Here is a 15574-nt window from a genome sequence, read left to right as displayed (position 1 = left end):
AGGTCGCCTTCCGTTGCGAGAATTGTTATCTACGCGTAATCTGTCAGGAAAATTACAGCCCTGGAGTTAAATTTATGCAAGCGCGAGTGAAGTGGGTTGAAGGGTTAACCTTCATCGGTGAGTCGGCTTCTGGCCACCAGATTCTGATGGACGGTAATTCCGGGGATAAAGCGCCCAGCCCGATGGAAATGGTGCTGATGGCGGCAGGCGGGTGCAGCGCGATTGACGTGGTTTCCATTTTGCAGAAGGGGCGTCATAACGTCACCAACTGCGAAGTTAAGCTGACCTCGGAGCGTCGCGAAGAGGCGCCGCGTCTGTTTACCCATATCAATCTGCACTTTATCGTGACCGGTAAGGAGTTGAAAGACGCGGCCGTTTCCCGCGCCGTTGACCTGTCGGCGGAAAAATACTGCTCGGTGGCGCTGATGCTTGAGAAGGCGGTAAACATTACTCACTCTTATGAAGTGATCGAAGGATAAACGGAACCGACCCCGGTAGGTTATGTTGCCGCCGGGGCGATCGCAGCTAGCTTATTTTCTTGCCTTCCATCAGCCGTTCAACCAGCGGCGCCATAATCAGCTCCATCGCCAGCCCCATTTTTCCGCCCGGTACCACCAGCGTGTTCATATGTGAGATAAACGAACCCTGAAGCATCGCCAGAAGCCACGGAAAATCGATATTTTTCAGGTTGCGGAAATGAATCACCACGAAGCTTTCATCCAGGGAAGGGATGGCTTTGGCCGCAAAGGGATTGGACGTATCCACCGTGGGTACGCGCTGGAAGTTGAGATGGGTGCGCGAAAACTGCGGGGTGATAAAGTTGATGTAGTCCTCCATTGAGCGGACCACCGAGTCCATCACCGCCTCCCGAGAGTGGCCGCGTTCGCTGGTGTCGCGGATAAGCTTCTGGATCCACTCAAGATTGACGATGGGCACCACGCCGACCAGAAGGTCGACATGGTTTGCGACGTTGTGCTGCGGCGTCACGACGCCGCCGTGCAGGCCTTCGTAAAACAGGACGTCAGTCGGCTCGGGCAGCGGCTGCCAGGGCGTGAAGGTCCCCGGAACCTGGTTCCACGGCACGGCTTCGTCATAGGTATGCAAATACTTGCGCGACTGGCCTTTGCCGCTTAGCCCATACTCAGAAAACGTCTGTTCCAGCAGGCCAAAGTCGTTGGCCTCTGGGCCGAAGTAGCTGATATGTTTGCCCTGATCCCGCGCTTTGCGGATCGCCATGTCCATTTCCGGGCGGGTGTAGCGGTGAAAGCTATCCCCTTCGACTTCAGCGGCATGCAGATTCAGCTGGGCGAAGATTTTGCGGAAAGCGAGGCTGGTGGTTGTGGTACCCGCGCCGCTGGAGCCCGTGACGGCAATCACCGGATGTTTGGCAGACATAACAACTCCCTGGATAAACGATAGTGTGTGCCGCCTTAGCCGTGAAACTGCTTGCGGGGCATGATGTTGACCGTCTCGTGCAGCTCTGACCATACCAGCACGGCCTCTCCGCTTTTTAGCTGCTGTTTTACGTCAGAGACTTTATCAACCAGCGAACGTTCATGTTCACCATAATCGGTGCCTTCGCGCAAGACAAAACTTTCGATCAGGCTATCCAGCGTTTCGGGAGCGAGCTCTTGCCAGGGTATGATCATAATTTTCCTCCTAACCAGCGGGTTAGCCAATCCGGAATGCGTCTTTCAAGCCACATCTCTGGCTTACGCAAGGTACCGCCGACGAACCCAACGTGCCCGCCGTGCTCCGTCAGCTGATACTCGACATTCGCCGGCAATTGTTCCTGCGGCGGTATCGAGTGATGGTCCATAAAAGGGTCGTCTTTTGCGTGAATAATCAGCGTGGGCTTCGTGATATCGCTTAAGCGCGGCATGGCGCTGCACTGGCGATAATAGTCCAGCGCATCGGCAAAACCGTGGATCCTCGCGGTGATGCTGTCGTCAAATTCGCGGATACGGCGCATGCTTTTTAGCTGACGTAAATCGACGGGCAGAGAGCCAGGATAGGCTTTTAGCTTACGTGCGGCGTTGGCTTTTAGCAGATTAAGCAAATAGCGCTGATAAACGCGTGAGAAACCTTTATCCATATGATAGCTACAGGCTTCCAGCATAAACGGAGCCGAGACGATCACCGCGGCATCGACCGGAATATCGTCGCCTTCTTTTGCCAGCAGGCAGCCCAGCATATTGCCCCCGAGCGAATATCCTACCGCTGCGGTCGGGGCCGAACCGTATTCGCGCTGGAGCCAGCGCAGAAACCAGGAGCCGTCTTCCGTTTCGCCCGAATGGTAGATGCGGTTATTTCGGTTGGGTTCGCCGCTACAGCCGCGAAAATGCATCACCACGCCCAGCCAGCCGCGCTGCATTGCCGCATGGATAAGTCCGTGTGCGTAAGGGCTGTGCAGGCTGCCCTCCAGACCATGAAATACCACTAGTCTGGGTTTATGGCGTGCCTGAGAAGGATCTTCACTCCAGGCCAGATCGACAAAGTCGCCATCCGGCAGTTCAAGACGCTGCCAGTGGGGAGTGAAACGGAGTTTGCGACGGATTAGCCGCGGCAACATGGTTTGCAAATGACGATTGCCTACGCCGCGCATCGGATGAAACTGCTGCGAGTCGTTTTCCGGGGGCGTCATTTCTGTAGGAGTGATATCAACCATAGCACCAGAGCAATTAATAATCTTTATCCATACTATACCGCGCATGAAGTACGCAGGTTAGCCAATATGTGGTCTTGCGGCTAATCGGTAGGCAGGTTACGTGTAAAAAGCCGCGGAGAGAGAGGTAAACAGGCGGGTTTCCCCGCCTCGCTGTAGCGCATGTTGCCGCTAGCCTTCCTGCAGCATCTGCTCCAGCTGTTCCTGCGCATCCAGCCAGGCCATTTCACACTCTTCGAGGCCGGACTTTGCGCTGGCCTGCTGCTGTAAACATTCGGTAAGCTCTGCTTTACGGCTTTGATCGTACAGGCCGCTGTCGCCGAGCTTCTCTTCCGCCTGCGCCAGCTGGGCGTTGAGCTTCTCCATCTCTTTTTCCAGACGGATAATCTCTTTACGCAGCGGCTGGGTTTGCGTACGCAGCTCGGCTTCGCGGCGTTTCTGATCTTTACGCGCCTGGGCGCTGTTGCCGTTTTCTTTCGGTTCTTCCGATGCCTGGCTTTCCAGCTTTTGCGAGTCGCTCAACCACTGCTGGTAATCTTCGAGATCGCCGTCGAAAGGTTCGACTTTGCTATCGTGCACCAGATAAAGATCGTCGGTAGTGGAACGAATCAGATGGCGGTCGTGGGAGACCACCACCAGGGCGCCTTCAAAATCAATTAACGCTTCAGTTAGCGCCTGGCGCATGTCGAGATCGAGGTGGTTGGTCGGTTCATCAAGCAGCAGCAGGTTAGGGCGTTGCCAGACGATCAGCGCCAGCACCAGGCGCGCCTTCTCGCCGCCGGAGAAACGCTTTGTCTCTTCGTTGACTTTGTCGCTCTGGAACCCGAAACCGCCCAGATAGTCGCGCAGTTTCTGCTCCAGCTCTTGCGGCGCCAGGCGGGCAAGATGCTGGAGCGGGGATTCGTCCGCGCGCAGGAATTCAAGCTGGTGCTGAGCAAAGTAGCCAAGCTTGATGCCTTTCGCCAGGCCAATTTCACCGCGCAGCGGCTGTAGCTCGCCGGCCAGCAGCTTAATCAGCGTGGATTTACCCGCTCCGTTACGCCCCAGCAGACCGATGCGCGACCCTGGAACCAGATTCAGCTTGATCGAATCGAGAATGACGCGCTCGCCATAGCCGGCGCTGACTTTTTCCATCTTCAGCAGTGGATTGGGCAGGCTTTCCGGCGCACGGAAGCTAAAGTGGAACGGATTATCAACGTGGGCAGGGGCGATGAGCTCCATACGCTCGAGCATTTTGATACGGCTTTGCGCCTGCTTGGCTTTGGTCGCTTTCGCGCGGAAACGATCGATATAGCTCTGCAGATGGGCCACGCGCTGCTGCTGGCTCTCATACATCGCTTGTTGTTGGGAAAGGCGGGTTGCGCGCTGCACTTCGAAAGAGCTGTAGTTGCCGGTGTATTCGAACATCGTTTGCTGTTCGATATGAATAATTTTGTCGACGATTGGGTCAAGGAAGTCGCGATCGTGGGAGATCAGGATCAGCGTGCCGCTGTAGCTTTTAAGCCACTTCTCCAGCCAGATTACCGCGTCGAGGTCGAGGTGGTTAGTCGGTTCATCAAGCAGTAGCAGATCGGAACGGCAAATAAGCGCCTGGGCGAGGTTAAGACGCATGCGCCAGCCGCCGGAAAAGTCGCTCACCGGCCTCTCAAGCTGTTCATTGCTGAAACCGAGGCCGTGCAGCAGGCTGGCCGCGCGGGATCTTATGGTCCAGGCATCGATGGCATCCAGCTTACCGTGGACCGTCGCAATGGCATGTCCGTCATTTCGTTCGTTGGCCGCGTGCAAATCCGCCTCCAGCTTGCGGAATTCGCGATCGCCGTCAATAACATAGTCTATAGCCGGCTGAGGAAGGGCCGGCGTTTCCTGGTTAACCCAGGCCAGCTGCCAGCTACCGGGAAAAGTCATCGAGCCGCCGTCGGCGCTAATCTCGTTTTTCAAAAGCGAAAGCAGCGTGGATTTACCGCAGCCGTTTTTACCCACCAGGCCGACTTTTTGCCCTGGGTTGATGGTGGCGCTGGCGTTGTCCAGCAGGACGCGTACGCCGCGACGAATTTGTAACGAGGAGAAAACAATCATAAGGCGCCGTATGTTCTGACTATGTTAATTTGTCATTATGATAATGTAGTGTGGAGCGAATCGCTCAACCGGGCCGCAATGGTAGCCCAAAATGAAGACGATACACAAAGTCATTCTGGTTGCGTCGGGACGCAGCCGCTGCACAGGCCGCCAGAAGACGTTCGGGAGGGGAATGATGTCTCAGACAGCGAAGGTTTTGCTGCTGTATGCCCACCCAGAATCTCAGGATTCCGTGGCCAACCGGGTTTTGCTTGAACCGGCCTTACAGTTGTCGAATGTTACCGTGCACGATCTTTACGCGCACTATCCGGATTTTTTTATCGATATCGCCCATGAGCAGGATCTCCTGCGCCAGCATGAGGTGATTGTTTTTCAGCATCCGCTTTATACCTGGAGCTGTCCGGCGCTGATGAAAGAGTGGCTGGATAGGGTGCTCAGCCGTGGTTTTGCCAGCGGGGCGGGAGGGAACCAGCTGGCGGGAAAGTACTGGCGTAGCGTGATTACCACCGGGGAGCCGGAGAGCGCCTATCGACGCGATGCCCATCGCTATCCAATAAATGACATTCTTCGCCCTTTCGAACTGACCGCCAGCATGTGCCGCATGCACTGGATAAGCCCGATTATCGTCTACTGGGCGCGGCGGCAATCGCCTGACGATCTGAAAAGCCGCGCTCATGCCTACCGCGACTGGCTGGCTAATCCTGTAACGGCTGGAGGTACAAATGGCGGGAGCTGATTTACTGCTGGCCGGGGTGTTATTTCTGTTTGCCGCGGTGGTGGCGGTACCGCTGGCGGCGAGGCTGGGTATTGGCGCCGTGCTGGGGTATCTGCTGGCCGGTATCGCCATTGGCCCCTGGGGGTTAGGGTTTATCAGCGATGTTGATGAAATCCTTCACTTCTCAGAATTAGGCGTCGTCTTTCTGATGTTTATTATTGGGCTGGAGCTGAATCCGTCCAAGCTCTGGCGGCTAAGAAGCTCAATTTTCGGCGTAGGCGCCGCGCAGGTCGCTTTCAGCGCGCTCATTCTTGGCGGCTTGCTCATGCTTAGCGACTTCTCATGGCGCGCAGCGGTGGTGGGCGGACTTGGGCTGGCGATGTCTTCAACCGCGATGGCGCTGCAGCTGATGCGTGAGAAAGGCATGAGCCGCAGCGAGTCCGGGCAACTGGGATTCTCCGTACTGCTGTTTCAGGATCTGGCCGTTATCCCGGCCCTGGCGGTGGTGCCCCTGCTTGCCGGTTCAGGTGACGACCACTTTAATTGGCTCACCATCGGGATGAAGGTCCTGGCCTTTGGCGGGATGCTGGTTGGCGGCCGTTTTCTGCTGAGGCCGGTGTTTCGTTTTATCGCCGGATCCGGCGTGCGGGAGGTCTTCACCGCAGCGACGCTGCTGCTGGTTCTTGCATCGGCTTTATTTATGGATGCGCTCGGTTTGTCGATGGCGCTGGGGACCTTTATCGCCGGCGTTCTGCTGGCCGAGAGTGAGTATCGGCACGAACTGGAAATCGCTATTGAGCCCTTTAAAGGGCTCCTGCTCGGGCTGTTTTTTATTTCCGTTGGCATGGCGCTGAACCTTGGCGTGCTCTATACCCACCTGCTATGGGTAGCGGCCAGCGTCGCAATACTGGTGTCGGTAAAAGGCGTCGTGCTGTATCTCCTTGCGCGGGTGTACGGCCTGCGTAGCGCAGAACGGGTGCAGTTTGCCGGAGTGCTGAGCCAGGGGGGAGAATTCGCTTTTGTGCTGTTCTCATTACCCGCCTCGATGCGCCTTTTTCAGAACGATCAAATGGCTCTACTGCTGGTGACGGTGACATTGTCGATGATGACCACGCCGCTGTTGATGAAGCTAATCGACAAAATACTCTCTCGCCGATTCAATCAATCCGAAGAGGAGGGCGAGGCTCCGTGGGTCGAAGATGATAAACCGCAGGTCATTATCGTTGGTTTTGGGCGCTTTGGTCAGGTGATTGGCCGCCTGCTGATGGCTAACAAAATGCGTATTACGGTGCTGGAGCGCGATATCAGCGCGGTCAATCTGATGCGCCAATATGGCTATAAGGTCTACTTTGGCGATGCGACGCAGCTGGAGCTCCTGCGCTCGGCAGGAGCCGAAGAGGCGCAGTCGATCGTCATTACCTGCAATGAGCCGGAAGATACCATGAAGCTGGTCGAGATGTGTCAACAACACTTTCCACATCTTCATATTCTGGCGCGAGCGCGAGGACGCGTCGAGGCGCATGAACTGCTGCAGGCGGGAGTGGCGCAGTTTTCTCGTGAAACCTTCTCCAGCGCGCTCGAGCTAGGGCGTAAAGCGCTTATCTCGCTAGGCATGCACCCTCATCAGGCGCAGCGCGCGCAGCTGCATTTTCGGCGTCTTGATATGCGAATGTTGCGTGAGTTAATGCCGGTTCATAGTGATACTCTGCAGATATCCCGCGTGCGCGAAGCCAGGCGCGAGCTGGAGGAAATTTTTCAGCGTGAGATGCAAAAAGAGAGCAGACAGTTAGACGGCTGGGATGAATTTGAATAAAGGTAAATGATATGGCTGTGCGTAAACGTTTTATTGCCGGGGCGAAATGCCCGGCGTGCCAGGCTCAGGATTCGCTGGCGATGTGGCGTGAGAATAATGTCGATATAGTTGAGTGCGTTAAGTGTGGACACCAGATGCGAGAGGCGGATAAAGAGGTCCGCGAGCATGTTCGCAAAGAAGAGCAAGTGATAGGCATTTTTCATCCGGACTAGCGTTATCGGGCGGCTTTTTTTAAGCTAAAGGGTACACGGCTGCAGAATTCCGCTACAATCTGCGCCACTATTCTTCCCATGCTCAGGAGATATCATGAAAGTAGCAAAAGACCTGGTGGTCAGCCTGGCCTATCAGGTACGTACAGAAGACGGTGTGTTGGTTGATGAGTCTCCGGTAAGCGCGCCGCTGGACTACCTGCATGGTCACGGTTCCCTGATTTCCGGCCTGGAAAGCGCGCTGGATGGTCACGAAGTGGGCGACAAATTTGACGTAGAAGTCGGCGCTAATGACGCGTACGGCCAGTACGACGAAAACCTGGTACAGCGCGTTCCTAAAGACGTGTTTATGGGCGTTGACGAGCTGCAGGTTGGCATGCGCTTCCTCGCGGAAACCGATCAGGGCCCGGTACCGGTAGAAATCACCGAAGTGGGTGACGAACACGTTGTTGTTGACGGTAACCACATGCTGGCTGGCCAGAATCTGAAGTTCAACGTTGAAGTTGTCGCGCTTCGCGAAGCAACGGCGGAAGAGCTGGAACACGGTCATGTACATGGCGCTCACGGCCACGATCACGGTCACGGCCACGATCATGACGGTTGCTGCGGTGGTCACGGCCATGACCATGAACATGGCAAAGGCGGCTGCGGCGGTAACGGCGGCTGCGGTTGCCACTAATTCCTTCGCGCTAGCGTTCTGGAATAGAAAAAAGCGGGGAGACCCGCTTTTTTTACGTCTTAATAGTGCGGTGGAGGCGTTTCTTCTGCCTGTGAAGCCATATGCGAGGGCTGAGTAGCTTTCAGCTTTTCCACCATCAGGCGCATATGTTCGCGCATCCTGGCCATTTCTATCTCGTGGGCGGTGACGGTCTTGTTGAGGTCTTCAATGGTGATTTCCTGAAACGCCAGTCTGCTCTCCAGCTCCGCAAGGCGAGTCTCTAAAGTGCTATCGTGCATGAGTAACCTCTTCTGTCTGATCCTGCGGGCGGATTCTACTGAAGTTTCAGCATTCACGCAGCATCGTTACGCCTGACAGGAAACTAATTCATACAAAAATAGTCTGAAATGAGGCGATATTCAGGTACGTCTGTATGTTGATTTGTTCTGCAACGTTCTATAGTACGTTTTTTGTTTTTTATGATAACCCTGGGGTGAGATGCCCCGGCCCTGGAGAAATGGATGAAATCACTGTTTAAAGTAACGCTGCTGGCGACCACAATGGCCGTCGCCCTGAATGCACCGCTGACCTTTGCTGCTGAAACTGTGACCAAAGCAGCCACCGAAGCGAAAGCGGCACCTGCAACGGACAGCAAATCGGCATTCAAAAATGACGATCAGAAATCTGCATATGCGCTGGGTGCATCGCTGGGACGTTACATGGAAAACTCCCTGAAAGAACAAGAAAAACTGGGCATCAAATTAGATAAAGCTCAGCTGATTGCCGGCGTTCAGGACGCTTTTGCCGATAAGAGCAAGCTGTCCGATCAGGAGATCGAACAGACTCTGCAGGCGTTTGAAACTCGCGTAAAAACCGCTGCCCAGCAGAAAATGGAAAAAGATGCTGCTGAGAATGAGGCAAAAGGTAAAGCTTATCGCGATGCCTATGCGAAAAAGCAGGGTGTGAAAAAAGCGAATTCCGGTCTGCTGTACAAAGTAGAGAAAGCGGGTACGGGCGAAGCGCCGAAAGACAGCGATACCGTTGTTGTTAACTACAAAGGTACGCTGATCGATGGTAAAGAGTTTGATAACTCTTACACCCGTGGCGAACCGCTGTCCTTCCGTCTGGACGGCGTAATCCCTGGCTGGACTGAAGGCCTGAAGAACATCAAGAAAGGCGGTAAAATTCAGCTGGTCATTCCACCGGATCTGGCTTACGGCAAAACCGGCGTACCGGGTATCCCGGCTAACTCCACTCTGGTATTTGATGTAGAGCTGTTGGACATCAAACCGGCTCCGAAAGCGGACGCCAAGCCTGAAGCCGCGGCCGAAGCGCCAGCCGCTGACGCGAAGAAGTAATCTGGCTCAAGCCGCCGCCTCCAGGGGCGGCGGCTTTTTTATTGAGGGCAGATATAATTAAAACTGGAAAGAACCTCAGGCGCTGTATTACTTTAGATAGATTAATAATGATGATGAGCCTGCCCTGACGATAACGACAGGCTCCTGAAAAGGAGTGCTTTTTTCCATGTCCAGGTCGCTTTTAACCAACGAGACCAGCGAGCTTGATTTGCTGGATCAACGTCCTTTTGACCAGACCGACTTCGATATCCTTAAATCCTATGAAGCGGTAGTGGACGGGTTAGCGATGCTCATCGGTTCCCACTGTGAAATCGTACTGCACTCATTGCAGGACTTAAAATGTTCCGCTATTCGTATCGCCAACGGTGAACATACCGGCCGTCAGATCGGCTCGCCAATTACCGACCTTGCGTTGCGCATGTTGCACGATATGACTGGGGCCGATAGCAGCGTTTCCAAATGCTATTTTACTCGCGCCAAAAGCGGCGTACTGATGAAATCAGTGACCATCGCTATCCGCAACCGTGACCATCGGGTTATTGGCCTGCTGTGCATCAACATGAACCTTGACGTGCCGTTCTCGCAAATAATGAGCACCTTTATTCCGCCAGAAACGACAGAAGTGAATTCACAGGTCAACTTTGCTTCATCGGTTGACGACCTGGTTGCACAGACGCTTGAGTTCACTATTGAAGAGGTGAATGCCGACCGCAACGTTTCTAACAACGCCAAAAATCGTCAGATCGTTCTGAACCTCTATGAGAAAGGGATCTTTGATATCAAAGACGCCATTAATCAGGTAGCGGATCGGCTGAACATCTCTAAGCACACGGTATATCTCTATATTCGTCAGTTCAAAAGCGGAGATTTCCAGGGGCTGGATAAATAATGCGTTTTGCCATTACGGTGACGGGGCCGGCTTATGGTACGCAGCAGGCCAGCAGCGCACTGCAGTTTGCCCGAGCCGTGTTGCAGGAAGGCCACGAATTGCTCAGTATCTTTTTCTATCGTGAAGGCGTCTACAATGCGAATCAGCTAACTGCCCCCGCCAGCGATGAGTTTGATCTGGTCCGGGCCTGGCAGGCATTACATGATGAACACGGCGTCTCCTTACATATCTGTGTAGCCGCAGCTTTACGCCGTGGCATAACCGATGCACAGGAGGCGCAGCAGCTGAGTTTGCCAGCGTATAATTTGCAGCCGGGCTTTACGCTGAGTGGATTAGGTGCGTTGGCGGAAGCTGCCTTAACCTGCGACCGGATGGTGCAGTTCTGATGAAACGCATAGCCTTTATTTTTTCGTCCGCACCCCATGGCTCAGCATCGGGCAGGGAAGGGCTGGATGCCCTGCTGGCGACATCCGCACTGACGGAAGAGATTGGCGTCTTCTTCGTCGGAGATGGCGTATTTCAGCTCCTTCCGGATCAGCGGCCAACCGCAGTGCTGGCGCGCGATTATATCTCTACCTTTAAACTCCTGTCGCTATACGATATTGAACAGTGCTGGATTTGCGCGGCTTCAGCGCGCGAGCGCGGCCTGACTTCCGCCACGCCGTGGGTCGTGGACGGTGAATGGCTGGAGCCAGAGGCTCTGCGCGCCCGGCTGGACGATTTTAACGTGATACTGCGTTTCTGAGGTCTGAATGCTCCACACATTAAGCACATCCCCCTGGCACGCCGACATTGCGGCTATGCTCCGTTTGATAAAAGAAGGTGACGAGCTGCTGCTGCTGTCGGACGGCGTTATCGCCGCTGTCGCTCAAGGCCGTTTCCTTGAAATCCTGCAATCTGCCCCCATATCCCTCTACGCTCTGCAAGACGATATCGAAGCCCGCGGGCTGGCTGGTCAAATTGCGGACAGTGTCGTCAGGGTTAGCTATACTGATTTCGTCAGACTTTCAGTCAAACATGCCGGTCAGTTGTCCTGGTAATGGCGGGATTGTTGTATATTTCTTGACACCTTTTCGGCACCGCCCTAAAATTCTGCGTCCTCATATTATATGAGGCGATTTATTACGTGTTTACGAAGCAAAAGCTAAAACCAGGAGCTATTTAATGGCAACAATTAACCAGCTGGTACGCAAACCACGCGCGCGCAAAGTTGCAAAGAGCAACGTGCCGGCGCTGGAAGCCTGCCCGCAGAAACGTGGCGTATGTACTCGTGTATATACCACCACTCCTAAGAAACCGAACTCCGCACTGCGTAAAGTTTGCCGTGTGCGTCTGACTAACGGTTTCGAAGTCACCTCCTACATCGGTGGTGAAGGTCACAACCTGCAGGAGCACTCCGTGATCCTGATCCGTGGCGGTCGTGTTAAAGACCTTCCGGGTGTTCGTTACCACACCGTTCGTGGTGCGCTTGACTGCTCCGGCGTTAAAGACCGTAAGCAAGCTCGCTCCAAGTATGGCGTGAAGCGTCCTAAGGCTTAATGGTTCTCCGTTAAGTAAGGCCAAACGTTTTATATTAATGTCAAACTAAACTCTTAGAGTTTTGGACAATCCTGAATTAACAACGGAGTATTTCCATGCCACGTCGTCGCGTCATTGGTCAGCGTAAAATCCTGCCGGATCCTAAGTTCGGATCAGAACTGCTGGCTAAATTTGTAAATATCCTGATGGTAGATGGTAAAAAATCTACTGCAGAAGCAATCGTATACAGCGCGCTGGAGACCCTGGCTCAGCGCTCTGGTAAAAATGAACTGGAAGCATTCGAAGTCGCTCTCGACAACGTTCGCCCGACTGTCGAAGTTAAGTCCCGCCGCGTTGGTGGTTCTACTTATCAGGTTCCAGTTGAAGTCCGTCCGGTTCGTCGTAATGCTCTGGCAATGCGTTGGATCGTTGAAGCTGCTCGTAAACGTGGTGATAAATCCATGGCTCTGCGTCTGGCGAACGAACTTTCTGATGCTGCAGACAACAAAGGTACTGCAGTTAAGAAACGTGAAGACGTTCACCGTATGGCAGAAGCCAACAAGGCGTTCGCACACTACCGTTGGTAATCCCTTCGGAGTCTTAGTCACCAGGCGGGCGCTTCAGGTAAGTCGCCCGTTTTGGATAACTTAACTGAACGCCTAAAGAAATAAACGAGGAATCAAATGGCTCGTACAACACCCATCGCACGCTACCGTAACATCGGTATCAGTGCGCACATCGACGCCGGTAAAACTACTACTACCGAACGTATTCTGTTCTACACCGGTGTAAACCACAAAATCGGTGAAGTTCATGACGGCGCTGCCACCATGGACTGGATGGAGCAGGAGCAAGAGCGTGGTATTACTATCACCTCCGCAGCGACTACTGCATTCTGGTCAGGTATGGCTAAGCAGTATGAACCGCATCGCGTAAACATCATCGACACCCCGGGGCACGTTGACTTCACTATCGAAGTAGAACGTTCCATGCGTGTGCTTGATGGTGCAGTAATGGTTTACTGCGCAGTTGGTGGTGTTCAGCCTCAGTCTGAAACCGTATGGCGTCAGGCAAACAAATATAAAGTTCCGCGCATTGCGTTCGTTAACAAAATGGACCGTATGGGTGCGAACTTCCTGAAAGTTGTTGGTCAGATCAAAACCCGTCTGGGCGCGAACCCTGTTCCGCTGCAGCTGGCGATTGGCGCTGAAGAAGCGTTCACCGGTGTTGTTGACCTGGTGAAAATGAAAGCCATCAACTGGAACGAAGAAGATGCAGGCGTAACCTTCACCTACGAAGATATTCCGGCAGACATGCAGGAACTGGCCGAAGAATGGCACCAGAACCTGATCGAGTCCGCTGCTGAAGCTTCTGAAGAGCTGATGGAAAAATACCTGGGTGGCGAAGAACTGACTGAAGAAGAGATTAAAACTGCTCTGCGTCAGCGCGTTCTGAACAACGAAATCATCCTTGTAACCTGTGGTTCTGCGTTCAAGAACAAAGGCGTACAGGCGATGCTGGATGCGGTAGTTGACTACCTGCCATCCCCGGTCGACGTTCCTGCGATCAACGGTATCCTGGACGATGGTAAAGATACTCCTGCTGAGCGTCACGCTAGCGATGATGAGCCGTTTGCTGCTCTGGCATTCAAAATCGCTACCGACCCGTTCGTGGGTAACCTGACCTTCTTCCGCGTGTACTCTGGTGTGGTTAACTCTGGTGATACCATCCTGAACTCCGTGAAAGCTGCTCGTGAGCGTTTCGGTCGTATCGTACAGATGCACGCTAACAAACGTGAAGAGATCAAAGAAGTTCGCGCGGGCGATATCGCTGCTGCTATCGGTCTGAAAGACGTTACTACGGGTGATACTCTGTGTGATCCTAACGCGCCGATCATTCTGGAGCGTATGGAATTCCCTGAGCCGGTAATCTCTATCGCTGTTGAACCGAAAACCAAAGCTGACCAGGAAAAAATGGGTCTGGCTCTGGGCCGTCTGGCTAAAGAAGACCCGTCTTTCCGCGTATGGACTGATGAAGAATCTAACCAGACTATCATCGCCGGTATGGGTGAGCTGCACCTCGACATCATCGTTGACCGTATGAAACGTGAATTCAACGTTGAAGCGAACGTCGGTAAACCTCAGGTTGCTTACCGTGAAGCGATTCGCGCGAAAGTTACCGATATCGAAGGTAAACACGCTAAACAGTCTGGTGGTCGCGGTCAGTATGGTCACGTCGTTATCGACATGTACCCGCTGGAGCCGGGCTCTAACCCGAAAGGTTACGAGTTCATCAACGACATTAAAGGTGGTGTAATTCCTGGTGAATACATCCCGGCCGTTGATAAAGGCATCCAGGAGCAGCTGAAAGCTGGCCCTCTGGCTGGTTATCCGGTAGTTGATCTGGGCGTGCGTCTGCACTTCGGTTCTTACCACGACGTTGACTCCTCTGAACTGGCGTTTAAACTGGCCGCTTCTATTGCCTTCAAAGATGGCTTTAAGAAAGCGAAACCAGTTCTGCTTGAGCCGATCATGAAGGTTGAAGTAGAAACTCCGGAAGAGAACACTGGTGACGTTATCGGTGACCTTAGCCGTCGTCGCGGTATGCTGCGCGGTCAGGAATCCAACGTGACTGGCGTTGTGATCCACGCTGAAGTTCCGCTGTCTGAAATGTTCGGATATGCAACTCAGCTGCGTTCTCTGACCAAAGGTCGTGCTTCTTACTCCATGGAGTTCCTGAAGTATGATGATGCGCCGAACAACGTTGCTCAGGCCGTAATCGAAGCCCGTGGTAAATAAGCCGCAGGGTTAAAACCAAAGTCCCGTGCTCTCTCCTGAAGGGGAGAGCACTATAGTAAGGAATATAGCCGTGTCTAAAGAAAAATTTGAACGTACAAAACCGCACGTCAACGTCGGTACTATCGGCCACGTTGACCATGGTAAAACTACTCTGACCGCTGCAATCACTACCGTTCTGGCTAAAACCTACGGTGGTGCTGCTCGCGCATTCGACCAGATCGATAACGCGCCGGAAGAAAAAGCTCGTGGTATCACCATCAACACTTCCCACGTTGAATATGACACCCCGACTCGCCACTACGCGCACGTAGACTGCCCGGGCCACGCCGACTATGTTAAAAACATGATCACCGGTGCTGCGCAGATGGACGGCGCGATCCTGGTTGTTGCTGCGACTGACGGCCCGATGCCGCAGACTCGTGAGCACATCCTGCTGGGTCGTCAGGTAGGCGTTCCGTACATCATCGTGTTCCTGAACAAGTGCGACATGGTTGATGACGAAGAGCTGCTGGAACTGGTTGAAATGGAAGTTCGTGAACTTCTGTCTCAGTACGATTTCCCGGGCGACGACACTCCGATCGTTCGTGGTTCTGCTCTGAAAGCGCTGGAAGGCGACGCTGAGTGGGAATCTAAAATCATCGAACTGGCTGGCTTCCTGGATTCTTACATTCCGGAACCAGAGCGTGCGATTGACAAGCCGTTCCTGCTGCCGATCGAAGACGTATTCTCCATCTCCGGTCGTGGTACCGTTGTTACCGGTCGTGTAGAGCGCGGTATCATCAAAGTTGGTGAAGAAGTTGAAATCGTTGGTATCAAAGACACTGCTAAGTCTACCTGTACTGGCGTTGAAATGTTCCGCAAACTGCTGGACGAAG

Annotated in this window: 19 protein-coding genes; 14 read left to right on the top strand and 5 right to left on the bottom strand. The window is 53.7% G+C overall.

Annotated elements, in window-relative coordinates; genetic code table 11:
* The first annotated feature begins 74 nt into the window (after positions 1-74).
* Positions 75-479 carry an OsmC family protein gene (locus ABLV12_RS09950; RefSeq protein ID WP_004106401.1) on the top strand — a complete coding sequence of 135 codons (405 nt, stop codon included), beginning with the start codon at positions 75-77 and terminating at the stop codon, positions 477-479.
* 46 nt (positions 480-525) lie between these two features.
* Here ABLV12_RS09950 and ABLV12_RS09945 read toward each other — a convergent pair whose 3' ends face one another.
* The 4 genes from ABLV12_RS09945 to ABLV12_RS09930 form a co-directional block, all read right to left on the bottom strand.
* Positions 526-1395, bottom strand: a complete 870-nt coding sequence (locus ABLV12_RS09945; protein ID WP_004106399.1) for a phosphoribulokinase — start codon at positions 1393-1395, stop codon at positions 526-528.
* A 35-nt stretch (positions 1396-1430) separates the two neighbouring features.
* A complete protein-coding gene (locus tag ABLV12_RS09940; protein ID WP_004106398.1) occupies positions 1431-1649 on the bottom strand; it encodes a YheU family protein in 219 nt (72 codons plus the stop codon).
* Positions 1646-2644: a hydrolase gene (locus ABLV12_RS09935; RefSeq protein ID WP_160886763.1), complete on the bottom strand. Its 999-nt coding sequence runs from the start codon at positions 2642-2644 to the stop codon at positions 1646-1648. The genes ABLV12_RS09940 and ABLV12_RS09935 overlap by 4 nt, the downstream gene beginning before the upstream one ends.
* A gap of 192 nt (positions 2645-2836) precedes the next feature.
* Positions 2837-4741, bottom strand: a complete 1905-nt coding sequence (locus ABLV12_RS09930) for an ABC transporter ATP-binding protein (RefSeq protein ID WP_023321703.1) — start codon at positions 4739-4741, stop codon at positions 2837-2839.
* Between the two features lie 172 nt (positions 4742-4913).
* On the opposite strand from ABLV12_RS09930, the gene kefG reads away from it, so the two are divergent.
* From kefG to slyD, 4 genes are all read left to right on the top strand, one after another.
* Complete coding sequence (gene kefG, locus ABLV12_RS09925; RefSeq protein ID WP_064397864.1) at positions 4914-5477, top strand: glutathione-regulated potassium-efflux system ancillary protein KefG; 564 nt, start codon at positions 4914-4916, stop codon at positions 5475-5477.
* Positions 5464-7269: a glutathione-regulated potassium-efflux system protein KefB gene (kefB, locus tag ABLV12_RS09920; RefSeq protein ID WP_004115968.1), complete on the top strand. Its 1806-nt coding sequence runs from the start codon at positions 5464-5466 to the stop codon at positions 7267-7269. Before kefG ends, kefB begins: the two co-directional genes overlap by 14 nt.
* A gap of 11 nt (positions 7270-7280) precedes the next feature.
* On the top strand, positions 7281-7481 hold the full coding sequence (locus ABLV12_RS09915) for a YheV family putative zinc ribbon protein (protein ID WP_004106389.1): 201 nt from the start codon (positions 7281-7283) through the stop codon (positions 7479-7481).
* 94 nt (positions 7482-7575) lie between these two features.
* The gene (gene slyD / locus ABLV12_RS09910; protein ID WP_064397867.1) at positions 7576-8157 is read left to right on the top strand and encodes a peptidylprolyl isomerase; all 582 of its coding nucleotides are present in this window, start codon (positions 7576-7578) and stop codon (positions 8155-8157) included.
* A 59-nt stretch (positions 8158-8216) separates the two neighbouring features.
* Here slyD and ABLV12_RS09905 read toward each other — a convergent pair whose 3' ends face one another.
* The gene (locus tag ABLV12_RS09905) at positions 8217-8435 is read right to left on the bottom strand and encodes a protein SlyX (protein ID WP_004106384.1); all 219 of its coding nucleotides are present in this window, start codon (positions 8433-8435) and stop codon (positions 8217-8219) included.
* Between the two features lie 222 nt (positions 8436-8657).
* On the opposite strand from ABLV12_RS09905, the gene fkpA reads away from it, so the two are divergent.
* The 9 genes from fkpA to tuf form a co-directional block, all read left to right on the top strand.
* Positions 8658-9494 carry an FKBP-type peptidyl-prolyl cis-trans isomerase gene (gene fkpA / locus ABLV12_RS09900; protein WP_004106382.1) on the top strand — a complete coding sequence of 279 codons (837 nt, stop codon included), beginning with the start codon at positions 8658-8660 and terminating at the stop codon, positions 9492-9494.
* Between the two features lie 166 nt (positions 9495-9660).
* A complete protein-coding gene (locus ABLV12_RS09895) occupies positions 9661-10383 on the top strand; it encodes a transcriptional regulator (RefSeq protein ID WP_004106380.1) in 723 nt (240 codons plus the stop codon).
* Positions 10383-10769, top strand: coding sequence for a sulfurtransferase complex subunit TusD (tusD, locus tag ABLV12_RS09890; RefSeq protein WP_064397869.1), 387 nt, complete (start codon positions 10383-10385; stop codon positions 10767-10769). The genes ABLV12_RS09895 and tusD overlap by 1 nt, the downstream gene beginning before the upstream one ends.
* Positions 10769-11128 (top strand): sulfurtransferase complex subunit TusC, encoded by a 360-nt coding sequence (gene tusC / locus ABLV12_RS09885; protein ID WP_064397871.1) that lies wholly within the window; start codon positions 10769-10771, stop codon positions 11126-11128. Before tusD ends, tusC begins: the two co-directional genes overlap by 1 nt.
* A 7-nt stretch (positions 11129-11135) precedes the next feature.
* Positions 11136-11423, top strand: coding sequence for a sulfurtransferase complex subunit TusB (gene tusB / locus ABLV12_RS09880; protein ID WP_004106373.1), 288 nt, complete (start codon positions 11136-11138; stop codon positions 11421-11423).
* A gap of 124 nt (positions 11424-11547) precedes the next feature.
* Positions 11548-11922, top strand: coding sequence for a 30S ribosomal protein S12 (gene rpsL / locus ABLV12_RS09875; protein ID WP_002920115.1), 375 nt, complete (start codon positions 11548-11550; stop codon positions 11920-11922).
* Positions 11923-12017: 95 nt separating this feature from the next.
* On the top strand, positions 12018-12488 hold the full coding sequence (rpsG, locus tag ABLV12_RS09870; RefSeq protein ID WP_004106370.1) for a 30S ribosomal protein S7: 471 nt from the start codon (positions 12018-12020) through the stop codon (positions 12486-12488).
* Between the two features lie 96 nt (positions 12489-12584).
* On the top strand, positions 12585-14699 hold the full coding sequence (fusA, locus tag ABLV12_RS09865) for an elongation factor G (protein WP_004115957.1): 2115 nt from the start codon (positions 12585-12587) through the stop codon (positions 14697-14699).
* Positions 14700-14769: 70 nt separating this feature from the next.
* Positions 14770-15574, top strand: an 805-nt coding sequence (tuf, locus tag ABLV12_RS09860) for an elongation factor Tu (RefSeq protein ID WP_232415766.1), incomplete at its 3' end; no start/stop codon positions are given.

The sequence above is a fragment of the Klebsiella sp. CN_Kp100 genome (genome assembly GCF_040065315.1).
GTDB lineage: Bacteria > Pseudomonadota > Gammaproteobacteria > Enterobacterales > Enterobacteriaceae > Klebsiella > Klebsiella oxytoca.
This window is presented reverse-complemented; position numbering and strand designations above follow the sequence as displayed.

Coding starts and splice junctions, on each gene's coding strand:
- rpsG (WP_004106370.1), top strand. CDS start 12,018: ATGCCACGTCGTCGCGTCATTGGTCAGCGTAAAATCCTGCCGGATCCT.
- kefB (WP_004115968.1), top strand. CDS start 5,464: ATGGCGGGAGCTGATTTACTGCTGGCCGGGGTGTTATTTCTGTTTGCC.
- tusD (WP_064397869.1), top strand. CDS start 10,383: ATGCGTTTTGCCATTACGGTGACGGGGCCGGCTTATGGTACGCAGCAG.
- ABLV12_RS09930 (WP_023321703.1), bottom strand. CDS start 4,741: ATGATTGTTTTCTCCTCGTTACAAATTCGTCGCGGCGTACGCGTCCTG.
- tusC (WP_064397871.1), top strand. CDS start 10,769: ATGAAACGCATAGCCTTTATTTTTTCGTCCGCACCCCATGGCTCAGCA.
- tusB (WP_004106373.1), top strand. CDS start 11,136: ATGCTCCACACATTAAGCACATCCCCCTGGCACGCCGACATTGCGGCT.
- ABLV12_RS09945 (WP_004106399.1), bottom strand. CDS start 1,395: ATGTCTGCCAAACATCCGGTGATTGCCGTCACGGGCTCCAGCGGCGCG.
- ABLV12_RS09940 (WP_004106398.1), bottom strand. CDS start 1,649: ATGATCATACCCTGGCAAGAGCTCGCTCCCGAAACGCTGGATAGCCTG.
- ABLV12_RS09950 (WP_004106401.1), top strand. CDS start 75: ATGCAAGCGCGAGTGAAGTGGGTTGAAGGGTTAACCTTCATCGGTGAG.
- kefG (WP_064397864.1), top strand. CDS start 4,914: ATGATGTCTCAGACAGCGAAGGTTTTGCTGCTGTATGCCCACCCAGAA.
- fusA (WP_004115957.1), top strand. CDS start 12,585: ATGGCTCGTACAACACCCATCGCACGCTACCGTAACATCGGTATCAGT.
- ABLV12_RS09915 (WP_004106389.1), top strand. CDS start 7,281: ATGGCTGTGCGTAAACGTTTTATTGCCGGGGCGAAATGCCCGGCGTGC.
- rpsL (WP_002920115.1), top strand. CDS start 11,548: ATGGCAACAATTAACCAGCTGGTACGCAAACCACGCGCGCGCAAAGTT.
- fkpA (WP_004106382.1), top strand. CDS start 8,658: ATGAAATCACTGTTTAAAGTAACGCTGCTGGCGACCACAATGGCCGTC.
- ABLV12_RS09895 (WP_004106380.1), top strand. CDS start 9,661: ATGTCCAGGTCGCTTTTAACCAACGAGACCAGCGAGCTTGATTTGCTG.
- slyD (WP_064397867.1), top strand. CDS start 7,576: ATGAAAGTAGCAAAAGACCTGGTGGTCAGCCTGGCCTATCAGGTACGT.
- ABLV12_RS09935 (WP_160886763.1), bottom strand. CDS start 2,644: ATGACGCCCCCGGAAAACGACTCGCAGCAGTTTCATCCGATGCGCGGC.
- ABLV12_RS09905 (WP_004106384.1), bottom strand. CDS start 8,435: ATGCACGATAGCACTTTAGAGACTCGCCTTGCGGAGCTGGAGAGCAGA.